Origin of the sequence: Microbacterium sp. Cr-K32 (assembly GCF_000708345.1) — a bacterium.
Lineage (GTDB): Bacteria > Actinomycetota > Actinomycetes > Actinomycetales > Microbacteriaceae > Microbacterium > Microbacterium maritypicum_A.
The window spans coordinates 93,790-107,813 of the sequence record NZ_JARD01000020.1 but is presented as its reverse complement, the minus strand read 5'-3'; the positions used below and the strand labels follow the sequence as shown (position 1 = coordinate 107,813).

Genomic DNA, 14,024 nt, shown 5'->3' with positions numbered 1-14,024 from the left:
AACCGGGGCACCGGTCGCCGGAGCTGCAGGGCCTGCGGGAGGTGCGTAGCCGGGCTGCGCGGGCGGTGCGTACCCCGGCTGCGCGGGAGGCGCGTATCCCTGCGGTCCGGGCTGCGCGTAGCCCTGCGGAGCACCGTAACCGGGCTGCGGCGCCGCGGCCGACGTCTGAGCGGGGATGCCCTCCCACGCGGTGCGGTCGCCGAGCAGACCGTTGGCAGCCCAGGAAGCGGGCTGGATGCTCGGGTTCCAGCGCGACTTGTCGAACGCGTTGATGCCGAGCCACACCGGAGGCAGGAAGAAGTAGAGGACGACCCAGACAGCGTCCTTCTGCAGCTTCAGCCCGACGCGCCAGGCGGCGATCAGGTCGACCACGCGACCCGCGATGCCGACGAGCGGGAGGATCAGGAACCACCCGAGGAACGGGATAATCGCGCCGAGGATACCGGCACCCATCAGGTAGAGGACGAGCCAGGGGCTCAGATCGCCGAGCTTGTAGAAGATCATCGTGCTGTAGACGGGCACCCACGCGCGCCACTTCCCCTGCACTCCCGCCTTCTCGAAGATCTTCATGTAGAACCACGAGTAGAGTGCGTAGATGGCGAGTGGCAGGATCGTGTAGACCAGGGTCAGCGCGAGGATCGCTCCGCCTGACAGGCCGTCATAGCCGTAGTAGTCGTTCATGGTTCCCTCCAGAAAGTCATGATGCGGCATCATGCGCTGAACACACTAGCGCTTCCCGGGGTACGCGCGCATGTCTCTTACGCCGTCGGGCGCGTTCGACTCGTGGTCGCGCGTGGACGCACGGCGCACCCGGCCGATCCCCTGCTCACTCGTCGACGACGAGCTCCAGCACGCCCGGCTGTGCGCCATCGCGGAGAATGATCCCTCGCTTCTCCGCCCAGAGCCGAAGACCGCGAAGGGAACCGACCCGTGGTCGATCCTCGGCAATCGCCCGGACGAGTGCACCCTTCGATTTCTTGTTGAAGTGATTGAGGGCCCTCCCGTGCTCCGTCACGACCCGCACGTAAGCGGAGGAGACGGAGTCCGGCACGGGTCCCAGCGCGACGTACGCCTCACTCCGCAGGTCGAGCACGAACGACGGATCCGCCTCCGCGATCGCTGCAGAGGTGGCCTCCGCCCAATGCCGCCGAAGCGCGGGAAGCCCGGGGACGGAGGTGCCGGCGGCCAGCCGATACGTCGGGACCGCGTCGAGCGCGCCCACCGGTCCCAGCGGAGCGCTGTGGATCCAGACATGGGCACCCAGCCATCGACGGGACGCGACGGAGAGCGATCGGGCATCGAGCGCGTCGAACAGCACCCCCGTGTACCGGTCGATCGCGGGCATCGTGGGAGCGGAGCGAAGCGCCCTGTTGTGCGCGACATCGCCGCTCTGCCGAGCACTCAGCTTGAGCACCCGACGGGCAGCCTCTTCGTCGGCAGCGAGGTCGATCAGAGCCTCGACGACAGCGGCGCGCCGCTCGTTCAGAGACGGGAGTGCCAGCGACGCGAGGTCGAGCGGGGAACCCTCACCGCCCTCATGCTTGGTCTCCGAAGGAGGGAGCAGGATCTTCATGGAACCTCGGTGGATACAGACGCGTCCGCCTCGGAACCCGTGCGGGTGCCGAGGCGGACGCGTGAAACAGGAACTGCTAGGCGATCAGAGCCGCGTTGCCGGCAACGATCGTCAGGGTGTCGCCCTCCATCGAGAGGAACCCGTCCTGCGCGTTGGCCAGCACCTTGGTGCCATCCGACTGGGTGATGCGAACCTGGCCCTCGGCGAGGATGGCCAGCACCGGCTCGTGGCCGGTCATGAAGCCGATCTCGCCCTCGACGGTCTTGGCGACCACGAGGCTCGCCTCTCCCGTCCAGACCTCCGCATCAGCGGAGACGAGGCTGACATGCAGCGCCATGGTCAGCCGTTCTCCTTCTGGATCTTCGCCCACTGCTCTTCGACGTCGGAGATGCCACCGACGTTGAAGAAGGCCTGCTCGGCCACGTGGTCGAAGTCGCCGCGGGTGATCGCGTCGAACGACTCGATGGTCTCCTTCAGCGGGACGGTCGAACCTTCGACGCCCGTGAACTTCTTGGCCATGTAGGTGTTCTGCGAGAGGAACTGCTGGATGCGACGTGCACGCGACACGACGATCTTGTCTTCCTCGGAGAGCTCATCGACACCCAGGATGGCGATGATCTCCTGCAGCTCCTTGTTCTTCTGGAGGATCTGCTTGACGGTCGTCGCGACGCGGTAGTGGTCCTCGCCCAAGTAGCGGGGGTCCATGATGCGCGACGTCGAGGTCAGCGGGTCGATGGCCGGGTACAGACCCTTCGAGGCGATCTCACGAGAGAGCTCGGTCGTCGCGTCGAGGTGGGCGAACGTCGTCGCCGGAGCCGGGTCGGTGTAGTCATCGGCGGGCACGTAGATCGCCTGCAGCGAGGTGATCGAGTGACCACGCGTCGAGGTGATGCGCTCCTGGAGCACACCCATCTCGTCGGCGAGGTTCGGCTGGTAACCCACGGCGGAGGGCATACGGCCCAGCAGCGTGGAGACCTCGGAACCGGCCTGCGTGAAGCGGAAGATGTTGTCGATGAAGAGCAGAACGTCCTGCTTCTGCACGTCACGGAAGTACTCCGCCATCGTCAGAGCCGACAGGGCGACGCGAAGACGCGTTCCCGGCGGCTCGTCCATCTGGCCGAACACCAGGGCGGTCTTGTCGAAGACGCCCGCCTCTTCCATCTCGTGGATGAGGTCGTTGCCCTCACGGGTGCGCTCACCGACACCGGCGAACACCGACACACCACCGTGGTCCTGCGCGACGCGCTGGATCATCTCCTGGATGAGGACGGTCTTACCGACACCGGCTCCACCGAACAGACCGATCTTTCCACCCAGCACGTACGGGGTGAGGAGGTCGATCGACTTGATGCCGGTCTCGAACATCTGAGTCTTGGACTCGAGCTGGTCGAAGTTCGGGGCCTTGCGGTGGATCGGCCAGCGCTCGGTGACCTCGATGGTCTCGCCGGGCTCGAGGTTCAGCACCTCGCCGATGACGTTGAACACCTTGCCCTTGGTCACGTCGCCGACGGGGACCGAGATGGCCTCACCGGTGTCGCGGACTTCCTGGCCGCGGACGATGCCGTCGGTCGGGTTCAGCGCGATGGCGCGGACGAGGTCGTCGCCGAGGTGCTGAGCGACCTCGAGCGTGATCTCGGTGGACTCTTCGCCCATCGCGATCGTGGTCTTCAGCGCGTTGTAGATGTCGGGGATCGAGTCATGAGGGAACTCGATGTCGACAACCGGACCGTTGACGCGTGCGACGCGCCCGACGACCGCGGTCGCCGGCTGGTCAGCCGGAGCGGTGAGGGTCATTTTCGTCTCTTTCCTGATGGTCTATTTGCTCGAGAGGGCGTCGGCGCCGCCGACGATCTCGGCGATCTGCTGCGTGATCTCCGCCTGGCGCGCGTTGTTGCGCAGACGGGTGTAGTCGGTGATGAGCTTGTCGGCGTTGTCGCTGGCCGACTTCATCGCCTTCTGCGTCGCCGCCTGCTTTGCGGCAGACGACTGCAGGAGAGCGTTGAAGACTCGGCTCTGGATGTACACCGGCAGGATCGCGTCGAGAACAGTCTCGGCGTCCGGCTCGAACTCGTACAGCGGGTAAACGGTGTTACCGGCCTCCGACTCATCGGCTTCCGTGATCTCCAGCGGGAGCAGACGCACGGATTCGGGCGACTGCGTCATCATGCTGACGAAACGGTTGTACACGAGGTGGATCTCGTCGACGCCGCCGTCCTGTCCCCCGCGGGAGAAGGACTCGAGCAGCGTCGCGGAGATCTCCTCCGCGGTGTGGAACGACGGGGTGTCGGTGTCGCCCGTCCACTCCGCAGCGGCAGCAAGGCGTCGGAACTGGAAGTATCCGACGGCCTTGCGACCGATGAGGTAGAAGACCGGCTCCTTGCCCTGCTCCCGCAGGAGCTCCGCAACCTCGAGACCCTCACGGAGGATCTGCGAGTTGAAGGCTCCGGCGAGACCGCGGTCCGAGGAGAAGATCACGACCGCGGAGCGGGTGATGTTCTCGGACTCACGGGTCAGCGGGTGATCCACGTTCGAGTGCGTCGCGACGGCCGACACGGCCCTCGTCACGGCACGCGCGAAGGGAGTGGACGCCTTGACGCGTGCCATCGCCTTCTGGATGCGCGAAGCCGCGATGAGTTCCATCGCCTTCGTGATCTTCTTGGTCGTCTGAGCAGAAGAGATCTTCTGCTTGTAGACCCTGAGTTGAGCGCCCATATGTCAGTACCTCACGCGGTTACGCGCGACGACCCTTGACGATCTTCTCCTGGTTGACGTCTTCCGCCTCGGCCGCAGCGTGCTCTTCGTGACCCGGGGCGCCGATGGCGTGTCCCTTGCCACCCTGGAACTCCAGGATGAAGGCATCCGTCTGCTTGTCGAGCTCGGCGACCGTGGCGTCGTCGAGGACGTTGGTGTCGCGGAGGGTCTCGAGGACCTGGGTGTTGCGACGCAGGTAGTCCAGGAGCTCGCGCTCGAAGCGCAGCACGTCGGAGACCTCGATCGTGTCGAGCTTGCCGTTGGTACCGGCCCAGATCGAGACGACCTGCTCCTCGACGGGGTACGGCGAGTACTGCGGCTGCTTGAGCAGCTCGGTCAGACGCGCACCACGGGAGAGCTGACGACGCGAAGCCGCGTCGAGGTCGGATGCGAACATCGCGAACGCCTCGAGGGAGCGGTACTGCGCGAGCTCCAGCTTCAACGTTCCGGAGACCTTCTTGATCGACTTGACCTGAGCGTCACCACCGACTCGCGAGACCGAGATACCCACGTCGACCGCAGGACGCTGGTTGGCGTTGAAGAGGTCGGACTGGAGGAAGATCTGGCCGTCGGTGATCGAGATCACGTTGGTCGGGATGTAGGCCGAGACGTCGTTCGCCTTGGTCTCGATGATCGGGAGACCCGTCATGGAACCGGCACCGAGCTCGTCGGACAGCTTCGCGCAACGCTCGAGCAGACGCGAGTGCAGGTAGAAGACGTCACCCGGGTAGGCCTCACGGCCCGGCGGGCGGCGCAGGAGGAGGGAGACGGCACGGTAGGCCTCAGCCTGCTTCGACAGGTCGTCGAAGATGATGAGGACGTGCTTGCCGCCGTACATCCAGTGCTGACCGATGGCGGAACCCGTGTAGGGAGCCAGGTACTTGAAGCCGGCGGGGTCGGACGCCGGAGCCGCCACGATCGTGGTGTACTCCAGAGCGCCGGCCTCTTCGAGCGCGCCCTTCACCGAAGCGATGGTCGAGCCCTTCTGGCCGATGGCGACGTAGATGCAGCGGACCTGCTTGTTGACGTCGCCAGACTCCCAGTTGGCCTTCTGGTTGATGATCGTGTCGATCGCGATGGCCGTCTTGCCGGTCTGGCGGTCGCCGATGATCAGCTGACGCTGGCCACGGCCCACGGGGATCATCGCGTCGATGGCCTTGATGCCGGTCTGCATCGGCTCGTGCACCGACTTGCGCTGCATGACGCCGGGAGCCTGGAGCTCGAGGGCGCGGACGCTCTCGGTCTCGATGGCACCGAGTCCGTCGATCGGGTTGCCGAGCGGGTCGACCACGCGGCCGAGGTAGCCGTCGCCGACCGGGACCGAGAGGACCTCGCCGGTGCGGGTGACTTCCTGACCGGCCTCGACGCCGGTGAACTCGCCGAGGACGACGACACCGATCTCGTGCTCGTTCAGGCTCTGTGCGAGACCCTTGGTGCCGTCGGCGAAGATGACGAGCTCGTTCGCCATGACGCCGGGCAGTCCCTCGACGTGCGCGATGCCGTCTGCGGCGTCGATGACGGTGCCGACCTCGGTCGCCCCGGCCCCGGAGGGCTCGTATGCTGCGGCGAAGTCCTTCAGCGCGTCACGGATGACGTCGGGGCTGATCGATAGTTCTGCCATTGTCTTCCCTTTGTATCTGGGTGCGCGGTTCCCCGCGCGAAGTCGTGTTAGCCCGCGAGCTTCTGGCGAAGGTCGGCGAGTCGTGCGGAGATGCTGCCGTCGATGACGTCATCGGCGATCTGCACGCGCAGGCCTCCGACGACGGCAGGGTCGATGACGACGTTGAGCGATACCTGGCCGTCGTAGCGACGCGAGAGCGAGTCGCTGAGACGGGCGCGCTGCGCGTCGCTGAGAGGGGCCGCGGTGTGCACCGTGGCGATCACTCGACCACGCTGGCTCGAGACGACGCTCATCGCCCGGTTCAGCAGCCGTCGGACCCGTCGCCCGCGCGGCTCGCGCACGAGCGACGTGATGATCAGCGTCGTCGCGGCGCTGGTGGAGCCTTCGGCCAGGAGGCGCTCGACGAGTGCACTCTTGGCGTCTTCTCCACCGACGCGGCTGCCCAGAGCGAGTTCGAGCTCGGGGTTCGCCGCGATCACCCGGGAGAATCCGAAGAGCTCCCCCTCGATGTCCGTGCCGGGCTCGGCGATCGCTGCGGCGCGGATCGCGAGCTCCTCGATACCGTCGACGAGCTCACCCGCGTGGGACCAGCGCTCGGCGACGGCCGTCTTCAAGACGCCCTGGGCGCCTGCGGAGAACCCGCCGAACACCGCGGCGACGACGTTCTGTCGTGCCGCGGCGGGAGCGGAAGGATCAGCAAGCGCGCCGCTCAGCTGGGACGACTCGCTCACGGCATGCGCGGCAGCGAACAGCTCCCGCGCGGTGTCGAGAGTGACGTCCTTCGCTGCGGCAAGCGTCTTGATGGATGCCGCGAGTGCCTGAGTGGTCGCGCTGCCCATTACTGAGCCGCCTTCTCGGATGCCTCGAGCTCGGCGAGGAAGCGATCGACGACAGCCGTCGCACGTGCGTCGTCGGAGAGCGTCTCGCCGACCACGCCACCGGCGAGGTCGAGAGCGAGCGATCCGACCTCGCTGCGCAGCGAGACGAGAGCGGTCTGACGCTCTGCTTCGATCTGCGTGTGCGCGGTGGCGGTGATGCGTGCGGCCTCGGCGGTCGCGGCGTCCTTCGCCTCGGCGACGATCTTCTTGCCGTCCTCGCGGGCGGCCTCGCGGATCTCGCCGGCCTCGGTACGCGCCTCGGCGAGCTGACGCGTGTACTCCTCGAGTGCCGCCTCCGCCTGCTTCTGCGCCTCGTCGGCCTTGGCGATGTTGCCCTCGATGGCGGCGGACCGCTCGTCGAGCATCTTCGTCAGCTTGGGAAGGGCGACCTTCCACACGACGATGAGGATGATGAGGAACCAGAGGCCCGACCAGATGATGTCGTACCACGCCGGGATGAGCGGGTTGTTAACCGCGCCCTCCTCTGCTGCGAGGTTCGTGACAAGAGCGTTCAGCATCCTGTCTCCTTCAGAAGTCGGTTCGGATTACGGGAAGGGGATGAATCCGACGGCGATGCCGACGAATGCAAGCGCCTCGGTGAAGGCGATACCGATCCACATGAGGACCTGGAGACGGCCGGCCAGCTCGGGCTGACGAGCGACGCCCTCGATGGTCTTGCCCACGACGATGCCCACACCGATGGCCGGGCCGATGGCTGCGAGGCCGTAGCCGATCACCGCGAGGTTGCCGTTGATGTCAGCGAGAACCGTAGTTGCGTCCACGGGGTTTTTCCTTTCGTTGGGTGGGAGGGCTGTTGCCCGCCCGCTCAGTGCTCTTCTGCGACCGCGAGCTGGATGTAGACCGCGGTGAGGACGGTGAAGACGTATGCCTGGAGGACGGCGACCAGAATCTCGAAGAGAGTGAAGGCGCCGCCGAAGGCGAGGGTTCCGATACCGAGAGCGGCCCAGCCGCCACCCGCGGTGAAGAAGAAGAACTGGGTCGCTGCGAAGCAGAGGACCAGGATCATGTGACCGACGACCAGGTTCATCAGCAGTCGCAGGGTGAGGGTCACCGGGCGGATGATGAAGGTCGAGATCAGCTCGATGGGCGTGACGATGAAGTACACGGGCCACGGCACACCGGAGGGGAAGAGCGAGTTCTTGAAGAAGTTCTTGGGGCTCTTCTTGATGCCGGCGTAGATGAAGGTGACATAGCTGACCACCGCGAGCGTGAGCGGCACCGCGATGATCGCCGTACCCGGCATGTTCAGGAACGGGATGATGCCGGTGATGTTCATGAACAGCGTCATGAAGAAGATGGTCATCAGGATCGGGAGGAACCGGTCACCGTCCTTGCGACCGAGCAGGTCGTGGGCGATGCCGCCACGGACGAAGCCGAGGCCCATCTCGACGACGCTCTGGAAACGTCCGGGGACGACCTTCATGCGTCGGGTGCCGAGCCAGAGGATGAGGACCACGGCGATCACCGAGAGCAACTGGATCAGGTGGATCCGGTTCACCGGGATGGGTCCTACGTGGAAGAGGATCTCCGGAAAGAACTCATCGATCGAAGGGCCGTGGAACTCGCCGTCGGTGGCAAGTCGGGGGGTCAGGGTCGCAGCGATATTAAACAGCGCGGGCTCCAGCTTCGGGGCACCGGTCAGAACCGGGGCGACGATGGTCGGTGTGCTTCACAGCGCAAGCGCTCGCGGGCGAGCGGCGGGCACGTCTCAACACTATCAGAATCTGAGGGTCCCCTAAGACCGCTGGCCACCCTCGACCGGCCCGCCGTCGATGTGATTGGCCGCACCGGGGGCACGATCCTCGGGCACCTCGGTCGGCAGCGTGGTGTCGCTGACGTTCGGGAGCCGCATCTGGGTGAGCACGACGACGTCGATGACGAGCGACATGAGCACGCCGGCGACGATCGACAGGAAGAAGACCATCGGCTGCAGCCACGGCTGACCGGCGAGGAGGATCATCACGACAACGAAGAGGCCGAGCTTCAGCAGCCAGCCGCCCAGGACGATCGCGAAGAACAGCTGCACGTACAGCGGATCCCCGAACCAGCGGTTGGCGATCAGGATGCTGAGTCCGGTGATCCCGAGGAAGACGGCAGCCAGGACGACACCGAGCAGGCCGCTGACGAGCCCCTCCCCCTGGGCGACGAGATAACCGACTCCGCCCGCCACGATCGCGAGCACCGCGGTGGCGATCGCCGACCAGATCAGGGTCCGGCGCAGGATCGGCGTGCTGGAAACGGGGCTCGGGCTCATCAGGACTCCACGGGTGTCGGTTCGGGTTCGGCGCCCGCTGCGCTCTTCCTGCGGCGGGTGGGACTCAGCGTGACGACGAGGCAGGCGGCGATGCCCACGATGCCGAAGCCGACGCCCGGCAGATACTGGCCGGGCCAGTCCTCCCGGGCACCGACGTACATCAGGAGGACGGCGAGCGAGACGACGGCCGTCCAGGCGTAGAAGATGAGCACGGCGTCGCGGTCGCGGTGACCGAGATCGAGCATGCGGTGATGCAGGTGCTTCCGGTCGGGCGAGAACGGCGAGCGACCGGCGCTCATCCGGCGGAGCACGGCGAGCCCGAAGTCGAGCAGCGGGAGCAGCACGACCAGCAGTGGCAGCAGGATGGGCAGGAACGCGCCGACCAGCTGGGAACGCCCGAGACGCTCGGGGTCGAGGGCGGACGGGTCCATCTGCCCGGTGATCGCGATCGCCGATGTGGCCATCAGCAGGCCGATCACCAGCGCCCCGGAATCGCCCATGAAGATCTTCGCCGGACTCCAGTTCAACGGCAGGAAGCCGAGGCAGGCGCCGATGAGCACCGCCGCGATGAAGGTCGAGAGGTTGAAGTAGCTGGACGCGCCCGAGTCGCGCGTGAAGATGTAGGAATAGGCGAAGAACACACCGTTCGAGATCAGGCACACGCCCGCGACGAGCCCGTCGAGCCCGTCGATGAAGTTCACCGCGTTCATCACGATGACGATCGCGAACATCGTGATGGTGATGCTCAGCCAGCTCGATACCACGATGAGGTCACCGAACGGCAACGAGAGGATCTGCAGGCCGCCACCGACGGTGATGACGCCCGCCGCCAGGAACTGCGCGCCCAGCTTGATCATCCAGTCGATGTCCCACAGGTCGTCGACGACCCCGATGATCGCGATCAGCAGCGAGGCGCCGAGGATCGACCACATGGTCTGCGGGGGGATCCAGATGCTCTGGAAGAAGGGATTGATCGCGGAGAACCCGAACGCCGCGGCGATGGCGAGGAAGATCGCGACGCCGCCCAGACGGGGCTTGGGCGTGGTGTGCACGTCACGGTCGCGGATGGCGGGGTACAGCTTGAACCGGAGGCTCAGCTTCCACACCGCCCAGGTCAGTACGAACGTGATCGCGGCGGTGAGGATGATCGTGAAGAGATACTGCTTCACGAATCCCCGTCCTGGTCCGGCGCATGCTGGTGGTGATGCTCGTGCTCGGCATCGTCCTCGGGCTCGAGGAGATCTCCGAGCACCTCCTGCAGCTGCGCCCGTGTCACGGCGCCGTCGCGGAGGATGCGCACGCCTCCCGTCTCGGAGTCCGCACCGCGGCGGACCAACGAGGTCGCATCGACGATGGTCGACGCGATGCCGTTCTTGCTCAGTCCGTCCGCCAGGTAGACCGCGACGCTGTCACCCAGCATCTTCTCGGCGTCGTACGCGGAGATGGCGGCGGCCTCTCCCGTCAGGTTCGCGCTGGAGACGGCCAGTGGACCGGTCTCCGCGAGCAGTTCGAGTGCGACCCGCCCCTCCGGCATGCGGACGGCGACGGTGCCGAGCGTCTCACCGAGGTCCCAGACCAGCGACGGCTGCGCGGGCAGCACGATCGTGAGGCCACCGGGCCAGAACGCCTCGACCAGCCGCTCCACCGGTTCGGGGACCGATTCGGCGAGGGCGGCGAGTGTCTCCTTCGTGCCGATCAGCACGGGCGGCGGCTGGTCGCGGCCCCGCCCCTTCGCGTCGAGGAGTCGCTGGACGGCGGCCGGCGAGAAGGCATCGGCGCCGACGCCGTACACCGTGTCTGTGGGGATGACGATGAGGTCGCCACGGCCGATCGCCTGGCGCGCATGGCGCATGCCGGCGAGGAGCTGCGACTCGTCGCTGCAGTCGAAGATGGTTGACATGACGACTCGATTCTATGCGGCGCGGCCGGTGAGCACGCTCCGAGGTTGCTGATCAGGGTCGGAGTGCGGTGGTGGTGCGATCGCGCAGTGTCAGATCGCGATGTGTCGCCGCCGCGCGCCAGCCGTCGAGGGTGAGGATCTCCCTGATCGATTCGCCCTGCAGTTCGCCGTGCTCGATGACCAGCAGGCCCCCGGGACGAAGCAATCGCAGCGCCCGCGAGCTGAGTACGCGCACGATGTCGAGCCCGTCCTCTCCCCCGTACAACGCCATCGCCGGATCGAAGAGTCGCACCTCCGGATCGCGCGGGATCGCGGCGTCGGGCACGTACGGCGGATTCGAGATGACCACGGACGCCGTGCCCTCGAGTTCCGGGAACGCCTCGCCCAGGTCGGACAGGACGAGTGTCAGGTTGTCGATCCCTGCGACGTTTCGACGCGCCCAGGCGTGGGCATCCGCGGAGAGCTCGGCCGCGAAGATGCGGGCGTGCGGCACCTCGGTGGCCATCGCGAGGGCGATCGCGCCACTCCCGGTTCCGAGATCGATCCCGATCGGGGCGGTCTCGGCCGAGTTCAGCAGGGCGTCGATGGCGTACTGGACGACGGTCTCGGTCTCCGGACGCGGCACGAAGACGCCGGGACCGACGGCGAGCTCGAGGTGGCGGAACGGCGCGGTACCGGTGATGTGCTGCAGCGGCTCACGGGCAGCCCGACGCGTGATGAGGACGTCGAGAGCCGCTGCCGTCTCGTCGTCGACGTCGTCTCCGCGAACGATCGCCGCCTGCACCTCGCCGCGCCGACGGCCGAGCACGTGACCGGCGAGGAGCTCGGCGTCGACCAGCGGATCGGGGACCCCGACGTCGGCGAGACGCTGGGCAGCCGTGCGGACCACGGCGGCGAGGGAGGTGTCGGACATGTCTTCCAGCGTAGAGCGCGCGCTGACGTCACAAAGCCTCGCCCATAGGGACGCTCCCCTAGGCTGGTGCGGCAGCGACCCCCGCACAGGAAGGCTCACCATGCCCGGTATCCACTCCGACATCACGACCGCTTTCGGCAACACCCCGCTCGTCCGGCTGAACAGGGTGACCGAGGGACTGGGCGCCACCGTCCTCGCCAAGCTCGAGTACTACAACCCCGCGTCGAGCGTGAAGGATCGGATCGGCATCGCCATGATCAACGCCGCCGAGGCATCGGGCGAGCTGAAGCCGGGCGGCACGATCGTCGAGTCGACCAGCGGCAACACCGGCATCGCCCTCGCGATGGTGGGTGCCGCGCGCGGCTACCGGGTGATCCTCACGATGCCTGCCTCCATGTCGAAGGAGCGCCGGGTCCTGCTCAAGGCGTTCGGCGCGGAGATCGTGCTCACCGATCCCACCAAGGGCATGAGCGGTGCGATCGAGGAGACCAAGCGCATCGTCGCCGAGACCCCCGGCGCGATCTGGATCCGGCAGTTCGAGAACGCCGCGAACCCCCAGATCCACCGCGAGACCACGGCGCAGGAGATCCTGCGCGACACCGACGGCGCCGTCGACATCCTCGTCGCGGGCGTCGGTACCGGTGGGACCGTCACCGGAACCGGCCAGGCGCTCAAGGCCGCCAAGCCCGGCGTCCAGGTGATCGCCGTCGAGCCCAAGGACTCCCCCGTGCTGACCGAGGGACGCCCCGGCCCCCACAAGATCCAGGGGATCGGCCCGAACTTCGTCCCCGACGTGCTCGACCGCGACGTGCTCGACGAGATCCTCACGGCGGAGTTCGACGAGTCCATCCGCGTCGCGCGTGAGCTCGCGGCCAAGGAGGGTCTCCTCGTCGGCATGTCGTCGGGTGCTGCCGTCGCCGCGGCGCTCAAGGTCGCCGCCCGTCCGGAGAACGCCGGCAAGACGATCGTCGTCGTGATCCCGGACACCGGTGAGCGCTATCTCTCCACCGCGCTGTTCGAGGACCTCCGCGAAGACTGAGGCTGTCGATGGGCATTTTCGGTCGGATGCGCGAGGACATCGCAGCAGCGCGCCTCCGCGATCCAGCCGCGCGCAGCGCCGTCGAAGTCGCTCTGCTGTACCCCGGCCTGCATGCCATCTGGGCGCACCGCGTCTCGCACGCGCTCTGGCGGCGACGGCTGCGCCTGCTCGCGCGCGCCGGTTCGCAGATCTCGCGCTGGCTCACGGGGATCGAGATCCACCCCGGTGCGAGGATCGGCCGGCGGTTCTTCATCGATCACGGAATGGGCGTCGTGATCGGGGAGACCGCCGTGGTGGGCGATGACGTGATGCTCTACCACGGCGTCACGCTCGGCGGACGCACGCGGACGTCGGGCAAGCGTCACCCCACGCTCGGAGACGGCGTCGCCGTGGGCGCCGGTGCCAAGATCCTGGGGCCCGTCACGATCGGCGCGGGATCCGTGGTCGGTGCCAACGCCGTCGTCACCCGCGATGCCCCGGCCGACAGCGTGCTCGTCGGGGTGCCGGCGAAGCCGCGCCACCGCACGCTCGGAGAAGACACCAGGGCCCTCCTCACCGCTCCCGACCACTACGCGATCTGAACCCGCTGCCGCGTGGGCCCGTCAGCGGCGTGCGGACTTCACGGACGCGACCTTCTTGCGCAGGAAGATGAGAGGGAGCACCACGCTGCCCACCGCGGTGATCAGCCACACGATGACCGAACCGAGCAGCCATCCGGTGAGGTCCGTGATGCGGAGCCCGCCGATGGGGAGCAGGACGACCACGATGAGGGAGATCAGCGTCGAGAAGATCCCGATGCCTCCCATCAGCACCGGCGCGTAGCGATTGGCGACCTTGGCGACCCACGGCGCGAGCACGCTCTGCAGGATCGCGAAGATCAGGATGCAGATGACGAAGCCCCACCACTTGTCCCAGTCGATCTCGAAGCCGTCGAGCAGGAGGTCGGCGGCGATCAGGCCGAGACCGGCCGACACCACGTAGAGCAGGCCGCGGAAGAGGAATGTGATCACGCGCCGAGCATAGCGCTCCGCACGCCGGCCGACGGGGAACGCGGCATCCGCGCTCCCCGTCGGC

Annotated in this window: 17 protein-coding genes; 2 read left to right on the top strand and 15 right to left on the bottom strand. The window is 67.0% G+C overall.

The genetic code is table 11. The features are described from left to right. The 14 genes from GZ64_RS20045 to prmC all read right to left on the bottom strand — a co-directional run. The coding region (locus tag GZ64_RS20045; protein ID WP_081859733.1) for a DUF5684 domain-containing protein at positions 1–681 on the bottom strand (681 nt) is incomplete at its 3' end. A gap of 145 nt (positions 682–826) precedes the next feature. Next, positions 827–1,573, bottom strand: a complete 747-nt coding sequence (locus tag GZ64_RS0110700; protein ID WP_029266479.1) for a YaaA family protein — start codon at positions 1,571–1,573, stop codon at positions 827–829. 76 nt (positions 1,574–1,649) lie between these two features. After that, positions 1,650–1,910, bottom strand: coding sequence for a F0F1 ATP synthase subunit epsilon (locus GZ64_RS0110695; protein ID WP_017830988.1), 261 nt, complete (start codon positions 1,908–1,910; stop codon positions 1,650–1,652). A gap of 2 nt (positions 1,911–1,912) precedes the next feature. Beyond that, positions 1,913–3,367 (bottom strand): F0F1 ATP synthase subunit beta, encoded by a 1,455-nt coding sequence (atpD, locus tag GZ64_RS0110690; RefSeq protein ID WP_017830989.1) that lies wholly within the window; start codon positions 3,365–3,367, stop codon positions 1,913–1,915. A 21-nt stretch (positions 3,368–3,388) separates the two neighbouring features. Continuing rightward, positions 3,389–4,285 carry a F0F1 ATP synthase subunit gamma gene (locus GZ64_RS0110685; protein WP_017830990.1) on the bottom strand — a complete coding sequence of 299 codons (897 nt, stop codon included), beginning with the start codon at positions 4,283–4,285 and terminating at the stop codon, positions 3,389–3,391. Between the two features lie 19 nt (positions 4,286–4,304). Further along, the gene (gene atpA / locus GZ64_RS0110680) at positions 4,305–5,945 is read right to left on the bottom strand and encodes a F0F1 ATP synthase subunit alpha (RefSeq protein ID WP_021199376.1); all 1,641 of its coding nucleotides are present in this window, start codon (positions 5,943–5,945) and stop codon (positions 4,305–4,307) included. 47 nt (positions 5,946–5,992) lie between these two features. Further along, positions 5,993–6,784, bottom strand: a complete 792-nt coding sequence (locus GZ64_RS0110675) for a F0F1 ATP synthase subunit delta (protein WP_029266477.1) — start codon at positions 6,782–6,784, stop codon at positions 5,993–5,995. After that, entirely contained in the window at positions 6,784–7,341 is a 558-nt protein-coding gene (locus GZ64_RS0110670; protein ID WP_021199374.1) for a F0F1 ATP synthase subunit B, read from the bottom strand. Before GZ64_RS0110670 ends, GZ64_RS0110675 begins: the two co-directional genes overlap by 1 nt. Positions 7,342–7,368: 27 nt before the next feature. Next, the gene (gene atpE, locus GZ64_RS0110665; protein WP_021199373.1) at positions 7,369–7,605 is read right to left on the bottom strand and encodes an ATP synthase F0 subunit C; all 237 of its coding nucleotides are present in this window, start codon (positions 7,603–7,605) and stop codon (positions 7,369–7,371) included. A 44-nt stretch (positions 7,606–7,649) separates the two neighbouring features. Beyond that, positions 7,650–8,447, bottom strand: a complete 798-nt coding sequence (gene atpB, locus GZ64_RS0110660) for a F0F1 ATP synthase subunit A (RefSeq protein ID WP_036271459.1) — start codon at positions 8,445–8,447, stop codon at positions 7,650–7,652. Positions 8,448–8,579: 132 nt separating this feature from the next. Beyond that, positions 8,580–9,098: a hypothetical protein gene (locus tag GZ64_RS0110655; RefSeq protein WP_021199371.1), complete on the bottom strand. Its 519-nt coding sequence runs from the start codon at positions 9,096–9,098 to the stop codon at positions 8,580–8,582. After that, positions 9,098–10,267 carry an MraY family glycosyltransferase gene (locus tag GZ64_RS0110650; protein WP_021199370.1) on the bottom strand — a complete coding sequence of 390 codons (1,170 nt, stop codon included), beginning with the start codon at positions 10,265–10,267 and terminating at the stop codon, positions 9,098–9,100. Before GZ64_RS0110650 ends, GZ64_RS0110655 begins: the two co-directional genes overlap by 1 nt. Then, entirely contained in the window at positions 10,264–10,998 is a 735-nt protein-coding gene (locus tag GZ64_RS0110645; RefSeq protein ID WP_029266472.1) for an L-threonylcarbamoyladenylate synthase, read from the bottom strand. The genes GZ64_RS0110650 and GZ64_RS0110645 overlap by 4 nt, the downstream gene beginning before the upstream one ends. 52 nt (positions 10,999–11,050) lie before the next feature. Further along, complete coding sequence (gene prmC / locus GZ64_RS0110640) at positions 11,051–11,911, bottom strand: peptide chain release factor N(5)-glutamine methyltransferase (protein WP_029266470.1); 861 nt, start codon at positions 11,909–11,911, stop codon at positions 11,051–11,053. 100 nt (positions 11,912–12,011) lie between these two features. Here prmC and cysK point away from each other — a divergent pair, with 100 nt between their 5' ends. Both cysK and epsC read left to right on the top strand, forming a co-directional pair. Beyond that, positions 12,012–12,950: a cysteine synthase A gene (gene cysK / locus GZ64_RS0110635; protein WP_029266468.1), complete on the top strand. Its 939-nt coding sequence runs from the start codon at positions 12,012–12,014 to the stop codon at positions 12,948–12,950. 8 nt (positions 12,951–12,958) lie between these two features. Beyond that, positions 12,959–13,531: a serine O-acetyltransferase EpsC gene (gene epsC, locus GZ64_RS0110630; RefSeq protein WP_029266466.1), complete on the top strand. Its 573-nt coding sequence runs from the start codon at positions 12,959–12,961 to the stop codon at positions 13,529–13,531. A gap of 21 nt (positions 13,532–13,552) precedes the next feature. Here epsC and GZ64_RS0110625 read toward each other — a convergent pair whose 3' ends face one another. After that, positions 13,553–13,960, bottom strand: coding sequence for a phage holin family protein (locus GZ64_RS0110625; RefSeq protein WP_029266464.1), 408 nt, complete (start codon positions 13,958–13,960; stop codon positions 13,553–13,555). Between the last annotated feature and the right edge of the window lie 64 nt (positions 13,961–14,024).

Excerpts from the sequence above, each read along its gene's own strand:
- GZ64_RS0110700 (WP_029266479.1), bottom strand. The coding sequence starts at position 1,573 with ATGAAGATCCTGCTCCCTCCTTCGGAGACCAAGCATGAGGGCGGTGAG.
- GZ64_RS0110675 (WP_029266477.1), bottom strand. The coding sequence starts at position 6,784 with ATGGGCAGCGCGACCACTCAGGCACTCGCGGCATCCATCAAGACGCTT.
- GZ64_RS0110645 (WP_029266472.1), bottom strand. The coding sequence starts at position 10,998 with ATGTCAACCATCTTCGACTGCAGCGACGAGTCGCAGCTCCTCGCCGGC.
- GZ64_RS0110670 (WP_021199374.1), bottom strand. The coding sequence starts at position 7,341 with ATGCTGAACGCTCTTGTCACGAACCTCGCAGCAGAGGAGGGCGCGGTT.
- GZ64_RS0110695 (WP_017830988.1), bottom strand. The coding sequence starts at position 1,910 with ATGGCGCTGCATGTCAGCCTCGTCTCCGCTGATGCGGAGGTCTGGACG.
- epsC (WP_029266466.1), top strand. The coding sequence starts at position 12,959 with ATGGGCATTTTCGGTCGGATGCGCGAGGACATCGCAGCAGCGCGCCTC.
- atpD (WP_017830989.1), bottom strand. The coding sequence starts at position 3,367 with ATGACCCTCACCGCTCCGGCTGACCAGCCGGCGACCGCGGTCGTCGGG.
- cysK (WP_029266468.1), top strand. The coding sequence starts at position 12,012 with ATGCCCGGTATCCACTCCGACATCACGACCGCTTTCGGCAACACCCCG.
- atpA (WP_021199376.1), bottom strand. The coding sequence starts at position 5,945 with ATGGCAGAACTATCGATCAGCCCCGACGTCATCCGTGACGCGCTGAAG.
- GZ64_RS0110685 (WP_017830990.1), bottom strand. The coding sequence starts at position 4,285 with ATGGGCGCTCAACTCAGGGTCTACAAGCAGAAGATCTCTTCTGCTCAG.
- GZ64_RS0110655 (WP_021199371.1), bottom strand. The coding sequence starts at position 9,098 with ATGAGCCCGAGCCCCGTTTCCAGCACGCCGATCCTGCGCCGGACCCTG.
- prmC (WP_029266470.1), bottom strand. The coding sequence starts at position 11,911 with ATGTCCGACACCTCCCTCGCCGCCGTGGTCCGCACGGCTGCCCAGCGT.